We start from the raw sequence: 19570 nt of genomic DNA on the forward strand, positions 1-19570 counted from the left end.
GCCCCCGGTAATCTCAAGTCAGAACTGGCCGCCAACCTGCTGCAACCACTCGCCGACATCCCGGTAAATCCCATCCACCTGCCCCACAATCCCCGACATGCGCAAAAAGTCATGGGTCAACCCCTCAACCCGCGCAAAGGTCACCGCCGTGCCCCCTGCCAGCAACCAGTCACGATACGCGATGCCTTCATCATGCAACGGGTCGTACTCGGCCACGAACAGGTAAGCCGGTGCCAGCGGTGTACGCAGCGTCGACAGCAACGGCGATACCCGCCAGTCCAGCCGCTGCTCAGGCTGCGGCGCATAGTGCTGGTAGAACCACTCCAGCGTGGGCGTCTCCAGCAGATAGCCCTCGGCATGCTCGCGGTGCGAAGCCCGTTGGCAGGAAATATCGGTCACCGGGTAGAACAGCAGCTGCCCTAGCGGCTTGAACGCCAGTGCTTCGGGTTGCTCGACCGCCGTGATGGCCAGCACTGCCGCCAGGCTGGCGCCCACGCTGTCCCCCGCCAACACCACCCGGCGGTTATCCAGGCCCAGCGTCGCTGCCTGTTCGGCCAGCCAGTTGGCGACATCCAGCACGTCGTGCAAGGCCACCGGAAACTGCTGTTCCGGTGCCAGCCGGTAATCCGCCGCCAGCACCGCAAATTCGCCCAAGGCCGCCAGGCGGCGGCAAACCGAATCGTGCGAGTCGAGGCTGCCAACCACATAGCCGCCCCCGTGCAGGTAGAAAATCACCGGCTGCAAGGCAGCGCTGGCCTCGCCTTGGCGATACAAGCGCGCACCCAGGCGGGCGCCATCGCGCGCGGTAACCTGCAGTTCGCTGACCGTGACATTGCCCGGCGGGCTCGGGTCGAGCACCTGCGAGCTGCCGGCGAACTCGGCGCGGGCCTGGGCCACGTCCATCGCGTGCATGGGCAGGCTCCTGCCCGTCAGCCGGCCAAACTCGACCAATTCCAGAAATGCCGCCAGATCAGGGTGCAGTGCCATGAGGGTTCCTTGGGTGAACAATGTGACTCGAACATCCCTACGGGACGTAGCAGCGCACCGAAAAATTACCCGCCACACGGCTAAATCGTTGGTGCAGGCGCTCGTTACTCCTGCACAACGAAAGACCGCCAGAGGCACACCGTGGACCTTCAGAGCATCCTCAGCAAACTGTTCGCCAACGCCCATGCCGTCGGCATAGAAGGCGTATTCCAGTTCGTTTTTGGCCAGGACCAGGCCTTCTGGTCGGAGGTGCGCGACAGCAGCCGCACAGGCGCCGGCCGGCACAACGCCCCGGATGTCACCATCGAGGTGGCCGAGCGCGACTTCCTGGGCATCATGGGCGGCACCGCCAACGTCGAGGAACTGTTCGCCAGCGCACGCCTGAAGATCACCGGCAACATGGGCCTGGCCACCCTGCTGCCGCAGATCATCAGTAACGCGCGCCGTGGCGCCACAGCGGCCAAAGTGTCGATGAACCAGCGTTACCCGACCCCGGCCCGCCTCAGCGAGCGGGTGTCGGCCGCGCAGCCAGTACAGCGCGAGGTGGCACGCATTGCCCGCAACGACATGCCACTGTCACGTTTCCAGAGCGAGTACCTGGTGCATGGCACACCGGTGGTCATCAGCGATGCCCTGCAGGACTGGCCACTGTTCACCATGGGCCGCCAGGCATCGCTGGAGCATTTCGCCGAACTGCAGGGCATCACCCGGCACGGTGACTACGTGAAGAAAACCTTCTCCACCGACCGTGACTTCCGCTCTACGTCCATGGCCGAATTCATCGCCTCGCTGGACACCCCGGCCAAACCCGGTGAAACCCCAGCCTACATGGGCAACAACATCGTGCCGGAGAAGCTGCTGACGCTGATCCGCCACCCGCAGTACTTCAGCCGCGACAAATTCATCGCACCGCGCATCTGGATCGGCCCCAAGGGCACCCTGACGCCCCTGCACCGTGACGATGCCGACAACCTGTTCGCCCAGGTCTGGGGGCAGAAGTCGTTCATCCTTGCCGCGCCGCATCACCGCCCTGCCCTGGGCACCTGGTCGACCAGCCCCAAGGGCGGTCTCGATGGCTGTGATTTCAACCCCGACGCACCGGATTACCAGCGCTTCCCGGCGGCGCGCGACGTGCCGTTCCTACGCGTGGTGCTGCAGGCTGGCGACCTGCTGTTCCTGCCCGAGGGCTGGTTCCACCAGGTGGAGTCGGTGTCCACGTCGCTGTCGGTGAACTTCTGGGTGAACTCCGGGCGCGGCTGGTAACTGCAGCGTCGGGGTTAATTTGCGGCGCCAGCGGCTCGTCCCTAGAGGAAACCGCTTGCAAAAGGACCCCCGCATGTCCAGCTCCGCCAGCATCACCCAAGCGCTGCAACAAGGCCTGCGCCGCCTGATCAAAGGCCGCGCACCGGCCACCGGCGCCTACCGTATCTTCGACCTGGTGCTTGCCCGGCGTATCCACCTCAGCCCGTCGCTGACCCGCCTGGTGTTCACCGGCCCGGATGTCGCCCAGATGCTCACCCTGGCGCCGGACCAGCGCGTAAAGCTGCTGTTTCCCGCCCCCGACGGCTCATTGCCCAACCTGAGCAACGAGCTGCACTGGAAGGCCGCGCACAGCGCCTTGCCACCCGCCCAACGTCCACCGATGCGCACCTATACCATCCGCGCCCTGCGTTGCGAGGCACTGGAGGTGGATGTCGACTTCGTTCTGCATGGCGTCAACGGCCCCGCCTCGGCCTGGGCCACCCACGCGCAAGTGGGTGACGGCTTGCAGATGGTGGCGCCCAACCTGGCCTACGCAGGCGACCCCGGTGGCTACGAATGGAATCCGCCGCAAGGTGTACGCAATGTGCTGCTAGTCGGTGATGAAACGGCGTTGCCAGCGATTGCCGGCATTCTTGAGCAGTTGGCCGACAACCAGCCCGACCTGGCGGTGCAGGCGTTCATCGAGGTACCGCTGGAGGCGGATTGCCTGGACCTGCGCCATGGCAACGCCACCGAGCTGCACTGGCTGCCGCGTGAGGTGTTGCAGTGCGAACACGGCCAGGCCATGCAGCATGCCGTGCGTGAGCTGGCCAGCCTGCCGCAGGGGCATGCTGCACCGCGAGCGAAGCTGGAAGAAGTGGATATCGATACGCGCATTCTGTGGGAACAGGCAAGCAGCACCCGCAGTGTGTTCCATGCCTGGGTAGCGGGTGAATCGGCGACGGTGATGGATATTCGCCGGTACCTGATCAAAACGCGCGGGCTGCAGCGGGAGTGCCTGACCTTGATGGGGTATTGGCGGGCCGGGCGGACCTTCGATTGAAGTGAAAATGCCGGGGCCGCTGCGCAGCCCCGGCGCCTGGTCACACCGATGCGATCAGCGCCTGGGCAAAGCGCTGCGCCACGTCGTCGACCTGCTCGTCGCTGATGATCAACGGCGGCAGGAAGCGCACCACCGCGCCATGGCGCCCACCCAGCTCCAGGATCAACCCTCGCTTCAGGCATTCACGCTGTACCTTCGCCGCCAGCTCGCGGTTGGCCACTGGGTGACCCAAGGCATCCAGCTTGCCCTGCGGGTCCACCAGCTCTACCCCGAGCATCAACCCGCGCCCGCGCACATCACCCAACTGCGGATACTCCCGCTGCAGCTGCAACAGGTGCTGACGCAAGCGCAGCCCCATGGCCTCGGCATGCTCGGCCAAGCGGTGCTCGACCAGGTAGTTGATCACCGCAGAACCCGCTGCCATGGCCATCTGGTTGCCACGGAAGGTGCCGGCATGCGCACCTGGCTTCCAGGTGTCCAGCCAGTCGCGGTACACCACCACCGCCAGCGGCAGGCTGCCGCCAATGGCCTTGGACAAGGTGACCACGTCCGGCACGATGCCGGCATGCTCGAAGGCGAACATACGCCCGGTACGGGCGAAGCCGCTCTGGATTTCATCAATGATCAGCGCTACGCCGGCCTGCTCGGTAATCCGGCGCACCCCCTTTAGCCACTCGATATCCGCTGGAATAACCCCGCCCTCGCCCTGTACCACCTCAAGGATCACCGCCGCCGGCAGAGGCACGCCGCTTTCCGGGTCGAGCAGCAGGTTTTCCAGGTAATGCAGGTTGGCCTTGACCCCGGCTTCGCCTCCCAGGCCGAACGGGCAGCGGTAGTCGTAGGGGTAAGGCATGAACTGCACGCCGTTACCGAGCAAGGCGCCCAGCGGCTGTTTCGGCCCGTGGCTGCCCATCAGCGCCAGCGCCCCTTGGCTCATGCCATGGTAGGCGCCATGGAACGCCAGCACCGTGCTGCGGCCAGTGGCCGTGCGCACCAGCTTGAGCGCCGCCTCCACCGCATCGGTGCCGGTCGGGCCGCAGAATTGCACCTTGGCCTCTCGGCGCAGCGCCTCGGGCAGGATGGCGAACAGGTCCTGGACAAAACGGTCCTTGACCGGCGTGGTCAGGTCCAGGGTGTGCAGGGGTAGCTCATCGGCCAGTACCCGCTGGATCGCCTCGACCACCACCGGGTGGTTATGGCCCAGCGCCAGCGTGCCGGCGCCGGCCAGGCAGTCGATGAACTGGCGGCCTTCGACATCTTCCACATAAATACCGCGGGCACGCTTGAGCGCCAGCGGAATGCGCCGCGGATAGCTGCGGGCATTGGATTCCTGTTGCTGCTGGCGTTGCAGCAAGGGCGAATCGGTGAATTCGTACAAGGACTGCGGCACGCTGGCCGGCGGAACCTGGGCAAGGCTGGAAGCGGTGGACATAGGTGAATCCTCGCAAGCAAGCGAATGAGCGGTTATCGCTTGGGAAACGCTTGAGTGCTGGGAGGATTTAGCGGTTGTTACTGAATTTTACTCTGCCTGTGCCGGCCCTTTCGCGGGGTAAACCCGCTCCCACAGGGATCCCACTCCCCTTGAACCTGTGCAACACCTGTGGGAGCGGGTTTACCCCGCGAAAGGGCCGGTACAGGCACTGGAGATCAATGCACCGAACGCGCCGGTACTTGCAACAGTACCCGCAACCCATCGCTACGGCTGTCGAACCGCAGGCTACCGGCACAACGCTGCACGATCGCCTGCACGATCGCCAGCCCCAACCCACAGCCACCACTCTGCCCATTGCGCCAGAAGCGCTCGGTCAGGTGCTCCAGATCCGCCTCGGCAATCCCCGGCCCATGGTCGCGTACCATGAAGCCCACCTGGCCGTCAGCCATCTGAACGTCCAGCTCCACCGCCGCTTCGCCGCCATGGCGCAGGGCGTTGTCCAGCAGGTTGCGCAGCGCTGCCACGGCCAAGGGTGCCGGCATGCCCAGGTAGATTTGCGTCGCTTCTTCCGGCAAGTGCAGCACGATGCGTCGGTTGTCGCCGCCACCGGCATCCTGCACAGCCTGCCGCGCCACCTGTTCGGCGCTGCACTGCACGCCATCCTCGAACGACAGGCTGCCTTCCACGCGCGCCAGCATCAGCAACTGCTCCAGCGTGCGATGCATGCGGTCGGTGCCCTGCTCGGCATGCTCCAGCGCCTGTTCGCGTACGGCACCGTCGGTCATGCGGGCCACCTGCAGATGGGTCTTGATCGCGGTCAGCGGGCTGCGCAGCTCATGCGCGGCATCGTCGGTCAGGCGCCGCTCGCGCTCGATGGTCTGGGCAATACGCAGGAACAACTGGTTCTGGGTTTCCAACAATGGCTGCAACTCGCTGGGCATGCCCGCCACCTGCAGCGGCTCGACACTGTCCGCGCGCCTTCGGCGCAACGCATCGCGCATGCGGTTGAGCGGCTCCAGGCCCTTGCCCAGGCCAATCCACAGCAGCCCCAGGCTGCCGAGCAGGGCCATCAGCACCGGCGCCGAAGCGGCCAGCAGAATCGACTGGTTCAGTGCTTCGCGTTCCATGTGCCGGTCGGCGGTAGTGATGCGCACATCGCCATGGTTGTAGGTGAAGGTGCGCCACAGCGCATCGTCGATGGTCTGGTCACGGAAACCACTGCGCTCGTCGTCCATGGCGCCATCGTGCTTGTGATTGCTGGCGAGGATCTCGCCGCGCAGCGAGCTGACCTGGCAAGCCATGCCGTCCGGTACGCTGAACTGGTCGGCGGAAAAGTGCGCCTCCCCGCCCTTGGCGGTGAGCGGCTGCGGCAGCTGGTCGATCAGCCCGGCGACCATGCGCGCCGAGGCCACCAGGCGCTGGTCGAGGGAAAACATCATTTGCTGGCGCAAGTCCCGCAGCATCCACGCGGCGGCCAGCACCCAGATGATCACGAAGGCACTGCCGAGGATCAGGCTCAGGCGTACCCGCAGGCTCATGATGCAGCCTCGTGCGGTGCCTGCGCCGGGCCCAGGCGGTAGCCCAGGCCGCGCACGGTCTCGACGATGCCGTTACCCAGCTTGCGTCGCAGGTGGTGGATATGCACGTTCAGGGCATTGCTTTCGACTTCGTCGCTGAACCCGTACACGCAGTCTTTGAGCTGCTCGCTGGACAGCACCCGCCCGGGGTTCTGCAGCAGTGCCTGGAGCAACGCCTGCTCGCGGCGGGACAGGTCGACCGGCTGCCCGGCCAGGGTCGCCTCGCAGCTGCTGGGGTCGTAACGCAGCGGGCCGTGTTCGATCACGTTCACCGCCCGCCCGGCCACCCGCCGCAGCAGGGTGTGCAGGCGAGCAGCCAGCTCGCGCAGGTCGAACGGCTTGAGCAGGTAGTCGTCGGCGCCGGCCTGCAGGCCGTCCACCCGGTCGGTGACGGCATCGCGGGCGGTGAGCACCAGCACTGGCAGCGTTTCGCCCTTCTCGCGTAGGCGGCGCAGCAGCTTCAGGCCGTCTTCATCGGGCAGGCCAAGGTCGAGGATCATCACGTCGAACTGCGCGGCCTGCAGCATCGCGCGCGCATCGGCGGCATTGCCCACCCGGTCCACGGTCAGCCCCTGGGCGGTAAGGCCGGCGCAGATACCGGCGGCGATCAGGTCGTCGTCCTCGCAGAGCAGAACGTGCATGGTGGGGCTCCCGCAGTGGTGTGGCTGGCATTGCACTATAGGGCGATTAAGGGGGGATTATGGACTGATGCGGAGTGCATGGGGATGGGCACCCGATTCGCGAATAATCACTGAACGCTGAACTTCGCCTAACACGCAGGCATATGCGTCGAATTTTCCTACAGCCAACACAGAAACCTCCGATGCGAATCCATGATGGTATTTCCCCCTGCACACGCTGTCAGGGAGACACCGCATGTATCTGGATTACCTCGTGCCTTCCTGGCATGAGATCGAGTCAAGCATCACCCATCAAATGGGCTATCAGGGAGGCGCCCATTTTCGTACTTACCTCAATCAGGAAGTGCCCTCGCTAGCACTCAACCTGCGCCGTGTGGACAGCGTCCGGCGGGCCTTTTACCAGGCCGAAACGATGGCAGGTAATTTGCTGTACCAGCGCTTCGCCGACCTTGATGTAAAAAACATCCTCGCCGACCTGCTCGGCATCGCCACGCAAATGGCGATGATCGTCGCCGGCAGCGCCGTCACCGGGGGCATGCTCGGTGCCGGTATCGGCGCCTTTGCCGGAGGAGCCGGAGCCATTCCCGGAGGTGTCGCCGGCACTGCCATTGGCTTCAAGGTAAGCGGTTGGATCCTCGGCACGCTGGGCATCGCCTCACTCGCCGAGTTCTTCGTCGAAGGCCTGCCACGCATCGGCGATTACTACCTGCGCGGTATCGGCATCGCCTGGGATGGCACGCGCGGCGAAGAAGGCTTGAATGCTTTCAGTCAAGACAGCCCATTTGCCATCAGCCAGGCGGCGCATTACATAGCCATCGGCCATGTGGAAATCGTGATGCTGCTGTTGGGGGCAATGGTTTCCTATCTAACACGCGGACGCGGTGACGCAGGTACGCTTGCCCAGCAAATGGCCGCCAGCCCGAAAGGCGCGCGGATCGGGCAATGGATGCTCAAGCATGAAGAGGCATTGAAGCAACGGCCGGACCTGCAAGTGCCGGAGCGGCGCAAAGGAGCAGCGAAAGAGCCGCAACCCATGCAGCCGAATCGGCCGGAGGGAAAAGACAAAGAGCCCCCGACGGGGAAGCCCGGTAGCATGCCGCTGCATACGGTGGCATGTTTCAAGGCAGACAAATTGCCGGCCTCCAAGCATGCCGAGTTTGAACGGCAGTTGAAGGGACAGCAGGATGGGTTGAATCGGCTGACGGTCGAGGAGTTTTTGGAGAACGTTGCCAATCCGGTAAAACGAGACCCACGTGTCGCTAAAGTCGCTAGGCTCAAGCTTCAACGTGAGCTACAAGAACGATTACAGCGAGAGCTATCTCAACATATGTCTCCACTGGAAGCAGAAAAACTTGCCTTCAACCAAGCAAAAGAAACGATGGCATCTATAGCTGCACTACATAATCCAGACCTCGTTGCCGGAGGAAAAGACATCATTTCAGGCTTCGGAGACAAGCAAGTAAACTCAACCATTGGCCCTCAATGGAAAGGCAAGGTTACCGCACTGACATCCGCAGCAAAGCAAGTTCCACTCACAGAAATAAACTCAACCAAAATGAATGTAAAGCTTCATAAATGCTAATTAAACGAGATGAACATGGACGAAATATTTTCCAGATTCCTTGAGAAAAATGGCCCCATCACCAAACGCCAGGAGCCCCCCCCGTCAAGCATTCAACGCTTTACAGGAAAACTACCAGAGCGTTTACTTGATTACTGGATAGAACACGGCTGGTGCGCGTGCGGTAACGGTCTATTCTGGCTTGTGAATCCTCAAGAGTACGAAGGGGTAGTTGCCTCATGGATAGAAGGCACAGACCTAGAAAAACAGGATACCTATCACTTGATAGGTCGTAGCGCTTTCGGTGACCTTTACTTATTCGGTGAAAAGACCGGATTCTCGCTAACCATCGATGCCGCAGTATCCAAATACTCTTTCGCAAGCCATGCATCCGCCCTCAACGACATGGACAAAGAGGTCCAAAACTTCTTCCTTTCAATTGAAAAAACCTACAACGATTTTGATGGCTTATTTACAGCAGCAAAGAAAAAACTAGGCATCCTCGACTGCGATGAAATGTATGGTTTCGTCCCCGCTTTAGCATTCGGCGGCCCCTGCGACCTTGATCACCTTGAGAAAGTCAAAGCTGTCGAGCACTTGCTATTGCTCTCTCAGATTTGCCCACTCGAACCCTACAGCTTCTCCGACTTCTAACCCCACCTAAAAGGACTTAAACAATGGACGCCATTTACAGCCTCTTCCTCGAAACCTTCGGCGAAACCATCGGCCACCAACCCGTACCGTCCTCGGTCTTCGACCATTACCAGAACAAACTCCCAGGCCAACTCCTCGACTATTGGAAGGCGCATGGCTGGTGCGGCTACGGGGGTGGTCTTTTCTGGCTGGTCGACCCGCACAAGTACGAAGCGGTGGTGGATGCCTGGCTGGCCGGCACCCCTTTCGAAGCCCACGACACCTACCACCTCATCGCCCGCAGCGCCTTTGGGGAGTTGTACCTGTGGGGTGAGAGAACCGGCGCCATCCTGACCCTTGCGGCCTATCATTCTCGCTTCTTCCTGAGCGCACCCAGCTCAAGCAGCGAAGAACGCGACAGTAAGATCCAAAGCCTCCTGGTGTGGGCCATGACTGAAAACATCGACCTGGGCCTGTTCGACGAAGCCCGGGAAGCACTCGGCGAACTGACGGTTGACGAGATGTACGCCTTCGTCCCCGCCCTTGTATTGGGGGGGCCTGCCAAACTGAGCCGCCTGCAGCGGCTCGACAGCGAAGTGCATTTGATCCTGCTCTCGCAAATGGCCGACCTCGAACCCTATGAACGCGACGAAGAGGAAGATGAATAGACACAACCCACGCGCTCAGCGATGAAGCGCTTCAGGCTGATCCACATCCTGCAAGATCCCGGCGTCCTGCACTTCAACCCTAATGCAACTCGCCAGGTGCGCCTTCACCACCGAACGCGCGCCCTCATCCCCCATCAGGCCTGAAAGCGCCGGCCAGAAATCGCGGCCAAACAGTACCGGGTGCCCCGGTTGCCCACCATGAAGTGGCAGTACAATGTTCGAGGCTTCGGCCGCAGCAGCGAGCCGGGCAAGGGTCTGCGGGGCTAGCCAAGGCATGTCCCCCAATAGTATCGCCACCGCCTGCGCCTGGCTGTCGACCAGCGAAGCGGCGCCGGCCGCCAGGCTATGGCCCATACCCAGCGTGTAGTCCGAGCTAGCAATGACCCGACAGTTCGCCGGCAGGCCCAGATCCTCACCCCGCTCACCCTCCCGCAACACCACCCGCACATCATCGAACACCGCGCAGGCCCGCTCGACGCTGTGCACCAGCAAACTGCGACCATCGGCCATCAGCGTACGGCGCTTGTCAGCACCGAAGCGCACACTGCGCCCTGCCGCCAGCACCAACGCCACCACGCTCACAGCGCAGCCCGCCCGATGCCGTTGCGCAGGCGCAGGATATCGGCCAGTACCGCCAGGGCGATTTCAGCCGGGGTCTTGCTGCCCAGGTTCAGGCCAATCGGCGCATGAATGCGCGCCAGCTCATCGGAGCACAGGCCACCAATGCGCTGCAAGCGTTCACGACGCTTGTCGGAGGTGGCCTTGGAGCCCATCACGCCGATGTAGAACGCTTCGGTACGCACCGCTTCAAGCATGGCCAGGTCATCGATTTTCGGATCATGGGTCAATGCAACCACCGCCGTGTCGGCATGGCAACCGCCGTTGGCGATAAATTCAGACGGCAGTTCACGGCGCACCTCGATGCCGTCCAGCACCACGCCGTCGAGCACTTCGTCGCGTGGGTCGCACAGGATGACCTCAAACCCCATCCCTTTACCGAATTCGGCGCAAAAATGCGCGACGCTGGAGTAGCCGGCCAGCAGCAGGCGCTGGGCGGCCCCCACGCGCAGGCGCACGCGGTCGCGTTCACGCCCGACACGCGGGCCCTGGCTGTGGTCGTCGGCCAACTGACGCAAGCCCTCGGGCAGGCGTACTTCGCGCAGCACCCGGCGCTGGCCCTGCAGTGCGCTTTCCAGCTCACGCAGGTGCGCCTGCACCTCGCACTCGGCCGGCAGGTTCTCCACCAAAACCTCAAGCACGCCACCACACGGCAAGCGAATGCTCGAACGCGAGTCGCTGCCGTCGCCGTAACGCACGATGGCCACCGGCTCCGGGAATTCACCCAGGGCTACACGTTCCAGGAAGTCGTCTTCGACGCAGCCACCGGACAACGACCCCAGCCACTGGCCGCTGGCATTCACCGCCAGCAGCGAGCCCGGCGCGCGGGGCGCCGAACCATAGGTGGCGAGCACCGTGCATAACCACACCCGCTGGCCGTTGCACGACCACTGCAAGGCCTGCCGGATCACCTGAAGATCGAGATGCTGCACGCGTTACTCCGCCTTCAGCTCGGCGAGCTGCTGTACGTTCAGGTCACCGGGCAATCCACCCCAGGCCTGGCGCAGGTAGTTGACCATGTCCGTCACCTGTTGGTCATCGAGCTTGCCGGCAAAGCCCGGCATCGGCTGCATGTGCTCGAAGCCGGTGAACTGCTGTTCACGAATACCTTCGAGAATGACTTTGACCAGATTGCGCGAATCGCCCTGGCGCAGCACGGTATTGCCACGCATGGCCACGGCGATATGCGGTTTGCCCTCACCATCGACCCCATGGCAGCCGGCGCAGACGTTGAGGTACTGCTGGTGGCCGCGCTTGGCGCTGTCGCTCATCTGCTCCAGGGCAACGGCCTGGATGGCCTTGGCCGGCGGTGGCTGGTCGCCCAGCAGGTAGGTGGCCATGGCCGCCAGGTCGGCGTCTTCCAGGTGCTGGGTGCTGTGGTGCACCACCGGGAACATTTCGTTGAACATGCTGCCTTGAGCACTGATACCGTGCTTGAGGAAGGTAGTCAGGTCCGGCTGGGTCCAGCCGCGCTCGGCCAGGTCCTGGGCCAGCAGGCTCGGCGCCAGGTAGCCACCCAGCAGGCCGCCGGTCAGGCGCTGGTCCTGCTGCAGCGCGCCGATGGGGTTGCGCGGGGTATGGCATTCGCCGCAATGGCCCATGACCTCGACCATGTACTGGCCACGCTGCCAGGCCGGGCTTTTGCCCTCGGTTGGCTGCAACTGCACACTCTTGCCATACAACATGTTCCAGCCGCTCAGCCCCATCCGCACATTGAACGGGAAGCGCAGCGCGGTCTGCGGGGCCGGGCGGTTGATCGGCGGGATGGTCATCAGGTAGGCGAGGATGGCGTCCGAATCTTCACGCTTGATCAGGTGATACGAGGTGTACGGCATTGCCGGGTACAGGTTGGCGCCGTCCTTGCGCTTGCCCTCGGTGACTGCGGCGAAGAACTCGTCGGCGCTGTAGCTGCCAATGCCGTACTGTTTGTCCGGGGTGATGTTGCTCCCATAAATGGTGCCGAACGGCGAATGAATCGGCAGGCCGCCGGCAAACGGTGCGCCGCCTTCGGCAGTGTGGCAAGCCATGCAGTCGGCCGCGCGGGCCAGGTATTCACCGCGTTTGACCTGCGCCTCGTCGGCGGCCAGGGCAAACGAGCTGACGGCCAGAGCCAAGCCCAGCGCCAATGCGCTACGTACGAAGCCCATGCTCATCCCTCCTTGACCAGGCCGAGGTCATTGAGCACCTTGCGGGTGGCGTCGTAATAACGCACATAGCCGGTGCAGCGGCAAATGTGGTGACCGAGGCTGGCCTCGATGCGGTCTTCCACCTCGCTCTTCTTCAGTGGCTGACGCTGGGCGGTTTCCACCAGCACAGTGGCGGCATTGACGAAGCCCGGTGCGCAGTAGCTGCACTGGAAGGCGAACAGGTCGACGAACTTCTGCTGGATCGGGTTCAGCGTGAGGTTGCCATTCTGGTCCGGCTTGGCGTGGCCTTCGATGGTGCGCACTTTCTTGCCCTCGAAATAATGGGCACCGGTGATGCAAGTGCGTACTTCCTCGCTGGTGCCGTCGGGGTTGTCGACGATCACCACGCAGGCGTGGCAGATGCCCTGGCCACAGCCCAGGCGCGAACCGGTGAGGTTCTGGTGTTCGTGCAGGTAGTCGATCATCGCCAGGTCAGCGGGGACCTCGACCGGGCCGACCGGTTGACCGTTGAGGGTCAGTTGCAGTGGACGGTTAGCCATTGAGGGCCTCCTTGATACGGGCTGGGGTAATGGGGAGATCGCGCACGCGCTTGCCGATGGCATGCGCGACGGCATTGCCGATGGCACCGACCACCGGGATCATCACCACCTCGGCGATGCCCTTGGACGGGTCGGTCGGTGACAGCGGCGGGAGGATTTCGCTGGTCTGCTTCCACACCGCCACGTCGCGCGCATGCGGCAGGCGGTAGCGGTTGAAGTTCCAGTCGCCCTCCCCGGGCCCGCCTTCGTACAATGGCATTTCTTCAGTCAGCGCGTGGCCGATGCCCATGGCAATACCGCCTTCGAGCTGGCCCTTGACCAGCTCCGGCACCAGCACCCGGCCGCACTCGATCCAGCTGTGGTGGTTGAGCACCTGTACTTCATGGGTGCCCTTGTTGACCTTGACCTCGACGATGGTCGCCACCGGGCTGTAGTAGGTGACCATGGCGTTGTTCAGCTGGGTGTCGGGATAGGCGGCGTTCTGCCGATCGAGCAGGTGGTAGCCGTGGCTGCTCATCTGCGCCTTCTTGGCATTCACCGCGCCGTCACCGTATTTCACCGCCACCGCGTCGAGCGGGAAGCGCTCGCGCACGCCGTCGATGACGAAGTCGGCCTCGGCCCAGCTCCAGCGGTTGAAGCCGTGCACGCTCACGCCTGTGACCAGGCCCATGTCATGGGCCTTCTGCGCCAGCTGGGCGAACGGGATCGGCGCCAGGCCGTTGCCGGTCAGCTCACCGTTGACCCACACCGCGTTCTCGCGGCGCACCACCAGCGGGTTGGCCTGGCCGCCATGTGGGCCCTGGCTCCAGATGGCCATGGCCGCCGGCCACAGGCCATGGTTGAACAGCACGCGCGCCGCTTCGCGGGTGGCATGGCTGAAGTAGAAGGCCGAGTTGGTCGCCGACGAGGGCGACGCCAGCTTGCCGACCCAGCGCGGGTTGCGCAGCGCAGCATCCTGCTCGGCCTGGCTGATCAGGTACGGGTTACCGCTGGTGCTCAGTTGCAGCTCTGGCCATTCGGTGACCGCCGTCCTGACCTCGTCCGCCGAGCGGCCCATGAAGTCGCTGACCACCAGGGCCTGGGAGGTGGACATGCCGGTGCCCAGTTCGGTGCCGATGTGGCGCAGGCTGATGCGCCCGTCGCGGCTGAATTCGATGCTGGCCATCGGTGCTTCGGAGCCGGTGCCGAAGTCTTTCTGGCAGATCGCAAAGCCTACGCCGTACCAGTGGTCCTGGTCCTGCGCGTCCAACTGCTGCTTGCGCGTGTCGCGATTGCGCCACCATTCATGCACAGCGGCTTTATCGAGAATCTCGTACAGGCGCAATGCACCCGCCGGGACCGCGCCCTGGGTGTTCTTCATACCCGACTTCAGCGCGTTGGCGCGGCGCAGGTCAATGGCATCGACGCCCAGGCGGCCGGCAATTTCGTCGACCATCATCTCAGTCGCCGCCATGCTCTGCAGGGTGCCGTAGCCGCGCATGGAGCCAGCTTCGACACCACGGGAATGGTAGGCGGTAACCGACAGATCGTTCTGCGGCATGTAATAGATCGACTGCGCTGCAGTGGCACCCACCGCCGCCACCGACGGGCTGTAGTTGATGCGCCCGCCGCCATCGCAGCTCATGTCGGCGCGGAAGATCTTGAAGCTGTTGTCCTTCTTGTCCACGGCCAACTGGTAGCGGATATCGAAGGCATGGCGCTTGATGCCGCTCTGGAACTGCTCATAACGGTCGTTGGCCAGGCGGATCGGCACGCCGGCGCCGTACAACGCGGCCACAGCGGCGTAGAAGACGAAGATGTTGTTGTCTTTCGAGCCGTAACCCACGGTGTAGCCAGGGTGCATATTCAGCGTGTTGAGGGCGAAGCGCGACGGTTTGATCATGTGCACGCATTCCTGCGCTACTTCGAACGGGCACTGGGTGGCAACCACGAAATGCAGCGTGCCTGTGGCCGGGTCGTACCAGCCATTGCCGTTGTCCGGTTCCAGTGCGGCAGGTTCGATGGACGGCGTCTTGTAGCGCTCGTCGAACACCAGCCAGTCCTCGGGCGGGTTGTCCAGTTGCTCGGCCATGCGCTTGGCGTAGAACAGCCCCTGCTCGGTCAGGTCGCCGTGCTGGTTGGGCTCTTTGGACCACACCGGTTTGCGGTTGAGGATGGTGGGGAACAACATCGAATTCTTCAGGCTGGAGAATTCATCGTCGTCGAACGGCGTGGCGCCACCCACCCGCACGAAGCGGAAGCTGCCGTAAGGGTCACGCTGATACAGCGGTGCCTGGGCACCGTAACGTATCGCCTGCTCATTGAACTGCAGCTTGCGCTTGGCCTGGCGGAAGCGCTCGAAGTCGTGCCAGATCAGGATCGCCACCGGGTGACCGATGAACATCGGCACCTTGCCGGGCGGCAGCAACGGGTCGGGCGAATGGGCTTCAGGCCAGGCGATGCCATCCTTTTCCAGGTCGGCGGCAGTGACAACCCGGTCCGGCTGCAACTCGGCACCGAGCAGGCTCAGATCATGGCCGGCATAGATACGGTCGGCCTTGGTTGCCTTGAGCAACAGCGCATGCCCCTGCTGGGCGGGCCAGCCGGGCATGTCCTTGGCACGGATGTCACGGGCGAACACTTTGTCGCCACAGACCTTGGACAAGGCATCGTTGCGGAAACGCGCCTTGCCGTCATGGTTCATCCACTTCTGCGGCGAAGTGGTGACGCGTTCCTCCATCAGTGCGGCAAATGCCTGGCTGCCAAGTGGCGCCATGGTCACGCCGACACCAGCGATCAGGCCGCCTTGCAAAAAGGCGCGCCGGGAAATATCACGGTTGGACATGCTTGATCCTCTGGGCAGCAGGGGGTCTGCCCATCTTTTTGATTCTTGTGCGGGGGACTCGGAAGGGTGAGAACCTTGTCACGCGGGTCAGAAAAAATTGACCTGTGCGTCAACTTTACAACAAGAATATGGGCATAAGCAAAGTCAAGCCGACAATATGTCGCGGTGTGTCCAAACTGACGCACGGATCTGTAGGACCGCCGTTGTAGGACCGGGTTAACCTTGGGTTAATCGACCCCAGCCAGCATGGCCCCATTCCTAGATCTGCCAAGGCGAAGACATGCGCGTCCTCCTGCTCTTCCTGACACTACTGCTGGCCGGCCCGTTGCAGGCCAACCCGTTCGAGGTAAAACCAGACTTCCTGCCGGTCAACCAGGCCTTCGTGCTCAGCCACGACCGCCAGGCCGACGGCCAGATGCGCCTGTACTTCCAGATCAAGCCGGGCTACTACCTGTACCAGAAGCGCCTGAAGTTCGACGGCCTGCCTGCCGAGCAGCACCCGCCGCTGCCACCGGCGCTCAACCACCATGACGAGTTTTTCGGTGACAGCGCGGTGTACCGCGACCAGCTCGAACTGCTGCTGCCGGCCAATGCCCAGGGGCAATTGCGCCTAGGGTGGCAAGGCTGCGCCGACGCTGGCCTGTGCTACCCACCGCAAACCACGCTGATCGACCTGGGCGGCAGTGTGACACCCGCTGCCGAGCAAGCCAGCGACCAAGCCTTGGCCAGCGGCCTGCAACAAGGCCACCTGGCCTGGAGCCTGCTGGCGTTCTTCGGCCTTGGCCTGCTGCTGGCCTTTACCCCCTGCTCGCTGCCGATGCTGCCGATCCTCGCCGGGCTGGTGCTGGGCAATGGCGCCAGCGCCCGGCGTGGCTGGCTGCTGGCCGGGGTCTATGTGTTGAGCATGGCCCTGGTATACGCCGCACTGGGTGTGGTCGCCGCGCTGCTAGGTGCCAGCCTGCAGGCTTGGCTGCAACAACCCTGGCTGCTGGGCAGCCTGGCTGGTCTGTTCGTGCTGCTGGCGCTGCCGATGTTCGGCGCCTTCGAATTGCAATTGCCCGCCGCCCTACGTGACCGCCTTGACCGTGCCGGGCAAGGTACCCGTGGCGGCAACCTGTACGGCGCAGCGCTGCTCGGGGCGCTTTCCGGCCTGCTGCTTGGCCCATGCATGACCGCGCCATTGGCCGGCGCGCTGCTGTACATCGCCCAGAGTGGCGATGTGCTGCAAGGGGCGCTGGTGTTGTTCAGCCTCGGCCTGGGCATGGGCGTGCCGCTGCTGTTGCTGGTCACTTTGGGCAACCGTTACCTGCCGCGCCCAGGGGCCTGGATGGACCGGGTCAAGGGCGTATTTGGCTTCGTGTTCCTGGCCATGGCGCTGTACACCGTGCGCAGTCTGCTGCCTGCCACCCTGTTGCTGGCATTGAGCGGTGCCTGGTTGATCGCCATGGCCTGGGCCGCCTGGCCGGCCCTGCAGCGGCTGCCAGCGATGCGCGCGGTACCTGTGCTGGGCGCCCTGTGGGGCGGCCTGTTGCTGGTAGGCGCGGCAGCCGGTGGCGACGACCTCTGGCAGCCGCTGCGCCCGTTCGCTGGCGGTGGTGCTGCACCGGTCGCCATCCAACAGGCCGAAGACAGCTTCGTCACCGTCAGCCGCCCCGAAGACCTGCAACGTGAACTGGATGCGGCCAAGGCCCGTGGCCAGTGGGTGATGCTCGACTACTATGCCGACTGGTGCGTGTCGTGCAAGGTCATGGAAAAGCAGGTGTTCGCCCGCAGCGACGTGCAAGCCGGCCTGGCCGGTGTGCACCTGTTGCGCCTGGACGTGACCGCCGACACGCCGGCCAGCAAAGCCCTGCTGCAGCGCTACCAGGTACCCGGCCCGCCAAGCATCATCTGGATTGGCCCGGAAGGCGAAGAACGCCGTGCGCGGCGCATCACCGGTGAAGTGGACGCCGCCGCGTTCCAGCAACACTGGACCCAGACCAGGAGCCAAGGCTGATGCTGACCGTAACACTTGGGCCACTGACCATGGCCCTCAACCACCTGCTGATGCTCACCGCCCTGGGGATTGCCTGCGTGGTCGGCTGGTGGGTCGCCAGGCGTGGCGGCGAGAGCCCGGAATCGGCACTGTTCAATCTGTTCCTGATCGGCCTGCTGTGTGCCCGCGCCGGGTTCGTGCTGGCTTACTGGCCGATGTACCAGGACGACCTGCTGCAAATCATCGACATCCGTGATGGTGGTTTCCTGTTCTGGTCGGGCTTGGCCGGCATCGTCCTCGGCGCCCTGTGGCAGGGCTGGCGACACCCTGGCCTGCGCCGCCCGCTGGGCTGGGCACTGTTCAGCGGTGCGCTGTTCTGGGCCCTGGCCAGCCTTGGCGGGCACCTGTACAGCAAGGGCACCGAGCTGCCCGAACTGAGCCTGCGCAACGCCGGCGGCCAACCCGTCGCGTTGCACAGCTACCGTGGCAAACCGCTGGTGATCAACATCTGGGCCACCTGGTGCCCGCCCTGCCGACGCGAAATGCCGGTGCTGCAACAGGCGCAAAGCGACTACCCGCATGTGACCTTCCTGTTCGTCAACCAGGGCGAGACCCCGGAAAACGTCAGCACCTTCCTCGCCACCACCGGCCTGAGCCTGACCCACGTGCTGTTCGACGGCACCGGCCTGCTGGCCCAGCGGGTCGGCTCCATGGCCCTGCCCACCACACTGTTCTACGACGCCGACGGGCGGCTGGTCGGCAGCCACCTGGGCGAGCTGTCCCGGGCCAGCCTGCGCCACGCCCTGGAACCTTTCGACCGGGCCATTGCGCCCGCCCCTGCCGCACAAGGAAACTGACATGCGATTGACTGCACTGCTGCCCCTGTCCCTGGCCCTGCTGGCCGCCCCTGCCCTGCAGGCCGAAGAACTGCCCAAAGCGGTTCAGCAACTGCAAGCCAAGGGTGCCGTGATCAAAGGCAGCTTCGATGCGCCAAACGGCCTGCGCGGCTACGCCGCCGAATACCAGAACAACGCCCTGGCCCTGTACCTCACCCCCGACGGCAAGCATGTGCTGGTTGGCAGCCTGTTCGACGAACAGGGTAAGGACCTTAGCGCCGAGCCGCTGGAGAAGCTGGTGTATGCGCCGATGAGCAAGGCAATCTGGGCCAAGATGGAAAAGACCGCCTGGATCGCCGACGGCAAGGCCGACGCGCCGCGCAAGGTGTATCTGTTCAGTGACCCGAACTGCCCGTACTGCAACATGTTCTGGGAGCAGGCACGGCCGTGGGTGGAATCGGGCAAGGTGCAGTTGCGCCATATCATGGTCGGTATCATCCGCGAGGACAGCCCAGGGAAGTCGGCGGCGCTGCTGGCCGCGAAAGACCCGGCCAAGGCCCTGCAGGAACACGAGAAGGCCGGCAAGGCCAGCACCCTGAAACCACTGGAGAAAGTGCCGGAGGCGGTGCAGCAGAAGCTGGCGGCCAACATGGCGTTGATGGAAGAGATGGGGTTGCAGGCGACCCCGGCAATTTTCTATAAAGACGAGCAAGGCAACCTGCAGAGTCAGCAAGGGGCACCGCGGCCGGAGATGCTTGGGAAGATACTCGGCAAACGCTGAGCCCCCATGACCTGAGGGCAAACGCAGATCCTGTAGGAGCGGCCTT

Annotated in this window: 17 protein-coding genes; 8 read left to right on the forward strand and 9 right to left on the reverse strand. The window is 63.7% G+C overall.

Features of this window, described 5'->3' with window-relative positions; translation table 11 throughout:
- Positions 1–18: 18 nt before the first annotated feature.
- Positions 19–987 carry an alpha/beta hydrolase gene (locus DM807_RS23710; RefSeq protein WP_060514486.1) on the reverse strand — a complete coding sequence of 323 codons (969 nt, stop codon included), beginning with the start codon at positions 985–987 and terminating at the stop codon, positions 19–21.
- A gap of 141 nt (positions 988–1128) precedes the next feature.
- On the opposite strand from DM807_RS23710, the gene DM807_RS23715 reads away from it, so the two are divergent.
- Positions 1129–2250 carry a cupin-like domain-containing protein gene (locus DM807_RS23715; protein ID WP_012273377.1) on the forward strand — a complete coding sequence of 374 codons (1122 nt, stop codon included), beginning with the start codon at positions 1129–1131 and terminating at the stop codon, positions 2248–2250.
- 73 nt (positions 2251–2323) lie between these two features.
- Entirely contained in the window at positions 2324–3292 is a 969-nt protein-coding gene (locus DM807_RS23720; RefSeq protein WP_060514487.1) for a siderophore-interacting protein, read from the forward strand.
- A 40-nt stretch (positions 3293–3332) separates the two neighbouring features.
- On the opposite strand, the gene DM807_RS23725 is transcribed toward DM807_RS23720, so the two are convergent.
- The 3 genes from DM807_RS23725 to DM807_RS23735 all read right to left on the reverse strand — a co-directional run bounded on the left by DM807_RS23725 (position 3333) and on the right by DM807_RS23735 (position 6942).
- On the reverse strand, positions 3333–4724 hold the full coding sequence (locus DM807_RS23725; RefSeq protein WP_060494302.1) for an aspartate aminotransferase family protein: 1392 nt from the start codon (positions 4722–4724) through the stop codon (positions 3333–3335).
- A 215-nt stretch (positions 4725–4939) separates the two neighbouring features.
- Positions 4940–6262 carry an ATP-binding protein gene (locus DM807_RS23730; protein ID WP_060514488.1) on the reverse strand — a complete coding sequence of 441 codons (1323 nt, stop codon included), beginning with the start codon at positions 6260–6262 and terminating at the stop codon, positions 4940–4942.
- Complete coding sequence (locus tag DM807_RS23735) at positions 6259–6942, reverse strand: response regulator (RefSeq protein ID WP_012273381.1); 684 nt, start codon at positions 6940–6942, stop codon at positions 6259–6261. Before DM807_RS23735 ends, DM807_RS23730 begins: the two co-directional genes overlap by 4 nt.
- A gap of 235 nt (positions 6943–7177) precedes the next feature.
- Here DM807_RS23735 and DM807_RS23740 point away from each other — a divergent pair, with 235 nt between their 5' ends.
- Genes DM807_RS23740 through DM807_RS23750 form a run of 3 tightly spaced genes read left to right on the forward strand, consistent with a single transcriptional unit; the run spans position 7178 to position 9804 of the window.
- Positions 7178–8524, forward strand: a complete 1347-nt coding sequence (locus tag DM807_RS23740; RefSeq protein ID WP_179027986.1) for a DUF6861 domain-containing protein — start codon at positions 7178–7180, stop codon at positions 8522–8524.
- 15 nt (positions 8525–8539) lie between these two features.
- On the forward strand, positions 8540–9157 hold the full coding sequence (locus DM807_RS23745) for a GAD-like domain-containing protein (protein WP_041166760.1): 618 nt from the start codon (positions 8540–8542) through the stop codon (positions 9155–9157).
- A gap of 23 nt (positions 9158–9180) precedes the next feature.
- On the forward strand, positions 9181–9804 hold the full coding sequence (locus tag DM807_RS23750) for a GAD-like domain-containing protein (protein ID WP_179027987.1): 624 nt from the start codon (positions 9181–9183) through the stop codon (positions 9802–9804).
- A 15-nt stretch (positions 9805–9819) separates the two neighbouring features.
- On the opposite strand, the gene DM807_RS23755 is transcribed toward DM807_RS23750, so the two are convergent.
- From DM807_RS23755 to DM807_RS23775, 5 genes are read right to left on the reverse strand one after another with little or no spacing between them, the layout of a single operon-like run.
- Positions 9820–10386: a nucleotidyltransferase family protein gene (locus DM807_RS23755; RefSeq protein ID WP_041166551.1), complete on the reverse strand. Its 567-nt coding sequence runs from the start codon at positions 10384–10386 to the stop codon at positions 9820–9822.
- A complete protein-coding gene (locus DM807_RS23760) occupies positions 10383–11354 on the reverse strand; it encodes an XdhC family protein (RefSeq protein WP_179027988.1) in 972 nt (323 codons plus the stop codon). The genes DM807_RS23755 and DM807_RS23760 overlap by 4 nt, the downstream gene beginning before the upstream one ends.
- A gap of 3 nt (positions 11355–11357) precedes the next feature.
- Positions 11358–12569 (reverse strand): cytochrome c, encoded by a 1212-nt coding sequence (locus DM807_RS23765; RefSeq protein ID WP_179027989.1) that lies wholly within the window; start codon positions 12567–12569, stop codon positions 11358–11360.
- A 2-nt stretch (positions 12570–12571) separates the two neighbouring features.
- Entirely contained in the window at positions 12572–13108 is a 537-nt protein-coding gene (locus DM807_RS23770; RefSeq protein ID WP_012273388.1) for a (2Fe-2S)-binding protein, read from the reverse strand.
- Positions 13101–15932, reverse strand: a complete 2832-nt coding sequence (locus DM807_RS23775; RefSeq protein WP_179027990.1) for a xanthine dehydrogenase family protein molybdopterin-binding subunit — start codon at positions 15930–15932, stop codon at positions 13101–13103. The genes DM807_RS23770 and DM807_RS23775 overlap by 8 nt, the downstream gene beginning before the upstream one ends.
- 280 nt (positions 15933–16212) lie before the next feature.
- Here DM807_RS23775 and dsbD point away from each other — a divergent pair, with 280 nt between their 5' ends.
- The 3 genes from dsbD to dsbG are packed head-to-tail and all read left to right on the forward strand — an operon-like array spanning position 16213 to position 19524.
- The gene (dsbD, locus tag DM807_RS23780) at positions 16213–17928 is read left to right on the forward strand and encodes a protein-disulfide reductase DsbD (RefSeq protein WP_179027991.1); all 1716 of its coding nucleotides are present in this window, start codon (positions 16213–16215) and stop codon (positions 17926–17928) included.
- Positions 17928–18764 (forward strand): TlpA disulfide reductase family protein, encoded by an 837-nt coding sequence (locus DM807_RS23785; RefSeq protein WP_012273391.1) that lies wholly within the window; start codon positions 17928–17930, stop codon positions 18762–18764. Before dsbD ends, DM807_RS23785 begins: the two co-directional genes overlap by 1 nt.
- Position 18765: 1 nt before the next feature.
- Entirely contained in the window at positions 18766–19524 is a 759-nt protein-coding gene (dsbG, locus tag DM807_RS23790; protein ID WP_179027992.1) for a thiol:disulfide interchange protein DsbG, read from the forward strand.
- Positions 19525–19570: the final 46 nt, after the last annotated feature.

Origin of the sequence: Pseudomonas hunanensis (assembly GCF_013393325.1) — a bacterium.
Lineage (GTDB): Bacteria > Pseudomonadota > Gammaproteobacteria > Pseudomonadales > Pseudomonadaceae > Aquipseudomonas > Aquipseudomonas putida_P.

Coding starts and splice junctions, on each gene's coding strand:
- DM807_RS23745 (WP_041166760.1), top strand. CDS start 8,540: ATGGACGAAATATTTTCCAGATTCCTTGAGAAAAATGGCCCCATCACC.
- DM807_RS23785 (WP_012273391.1), top strand. CDS start 17,928: ATGCTGACCGTAACACTTGGGCCACTGACCATGGCCCTCAACCACCTG.
- DM807_RS23740 (WP_179027986.1), top strand. CDS start 7,178: ATGTATCTGGATTACCTCGTGCCTTCCTGGCATGAGATCGAGTCAAGC.
- DM807_RS23720 (WP_060514487.1), top strand. CDS start 2,324: ATGTCCAGCTCCGCCAGCATCACCCAAGCGCTGCAACAAGGCCTGCGC.
- DM807_RS23775 (WP_179027990.1), bottom strand. CDS start 15,932: ATGTCCAACCGTGATATTTCCCGGCGCGCCTTTTTGCAAGGCGGCCTG.
- DM807_RS23735 (WP_012273381.1), bottom strand. CDS start 6,942: ATGCACGTTCTGCTCTGCGAGGACGACGACCTGATCGCCGCCGGTATC.
- DM807_RS23765 (WP_179027989.1), bottom strand. CDS start 12,569: ATGGGCTTCGTACGTAGCGCATTGGCGCTGGGCTTGGCTCTGGCCGTC.
- DM807_RS23730 (WP_060514488.1), bottom strand. CDS start 6,262: ATGAGCCTGCGGGTACGCCTGAGCCTGATCCTCGGCAGTGCCTTCGTG.
- DM807_RS23750 (WP_179027987.1), top strand. CDS start 9,181: ATGGACGCCATTTACAGCCTCTTCCTCGAAACCTTCGGCGAAACCATC.
- dsbD (WP_179027991.1), top strand. CDS start 16,213: ATGCGCGTCCTCCTGCTCTTCCTGACACTACTGCTGGCCGGCCCGTTG.
- DM807_RS23710 (WP_060514486.1), bottom strand. CDS start 987: ATGGCACTGCACCCTGATCTGGCGGCATTTCTGGAATTGGTCGAGTTT.
- dsbG (WP_179027992.1), top strand. CDS start 18,766: ATGCGATTGACTGCACTGCTGCCCCTGTCCCTGGCCCTGCTGGCCGCC.
- DM807_RS23770 (WP_012273388.1), bottom strand. CDS start 13,108: ATGGCTAACCGTCCACTGCAACTGACCCTCAACGGTCAACCGGTCGGC.
- DM807_RS23725 (WP_060494302.1), bottom strand. CDS start 4,724: ATGTCCACCGCTTCCAGCCTTGCCCAGGTTCCGCCGGCCAGCGTGCCG.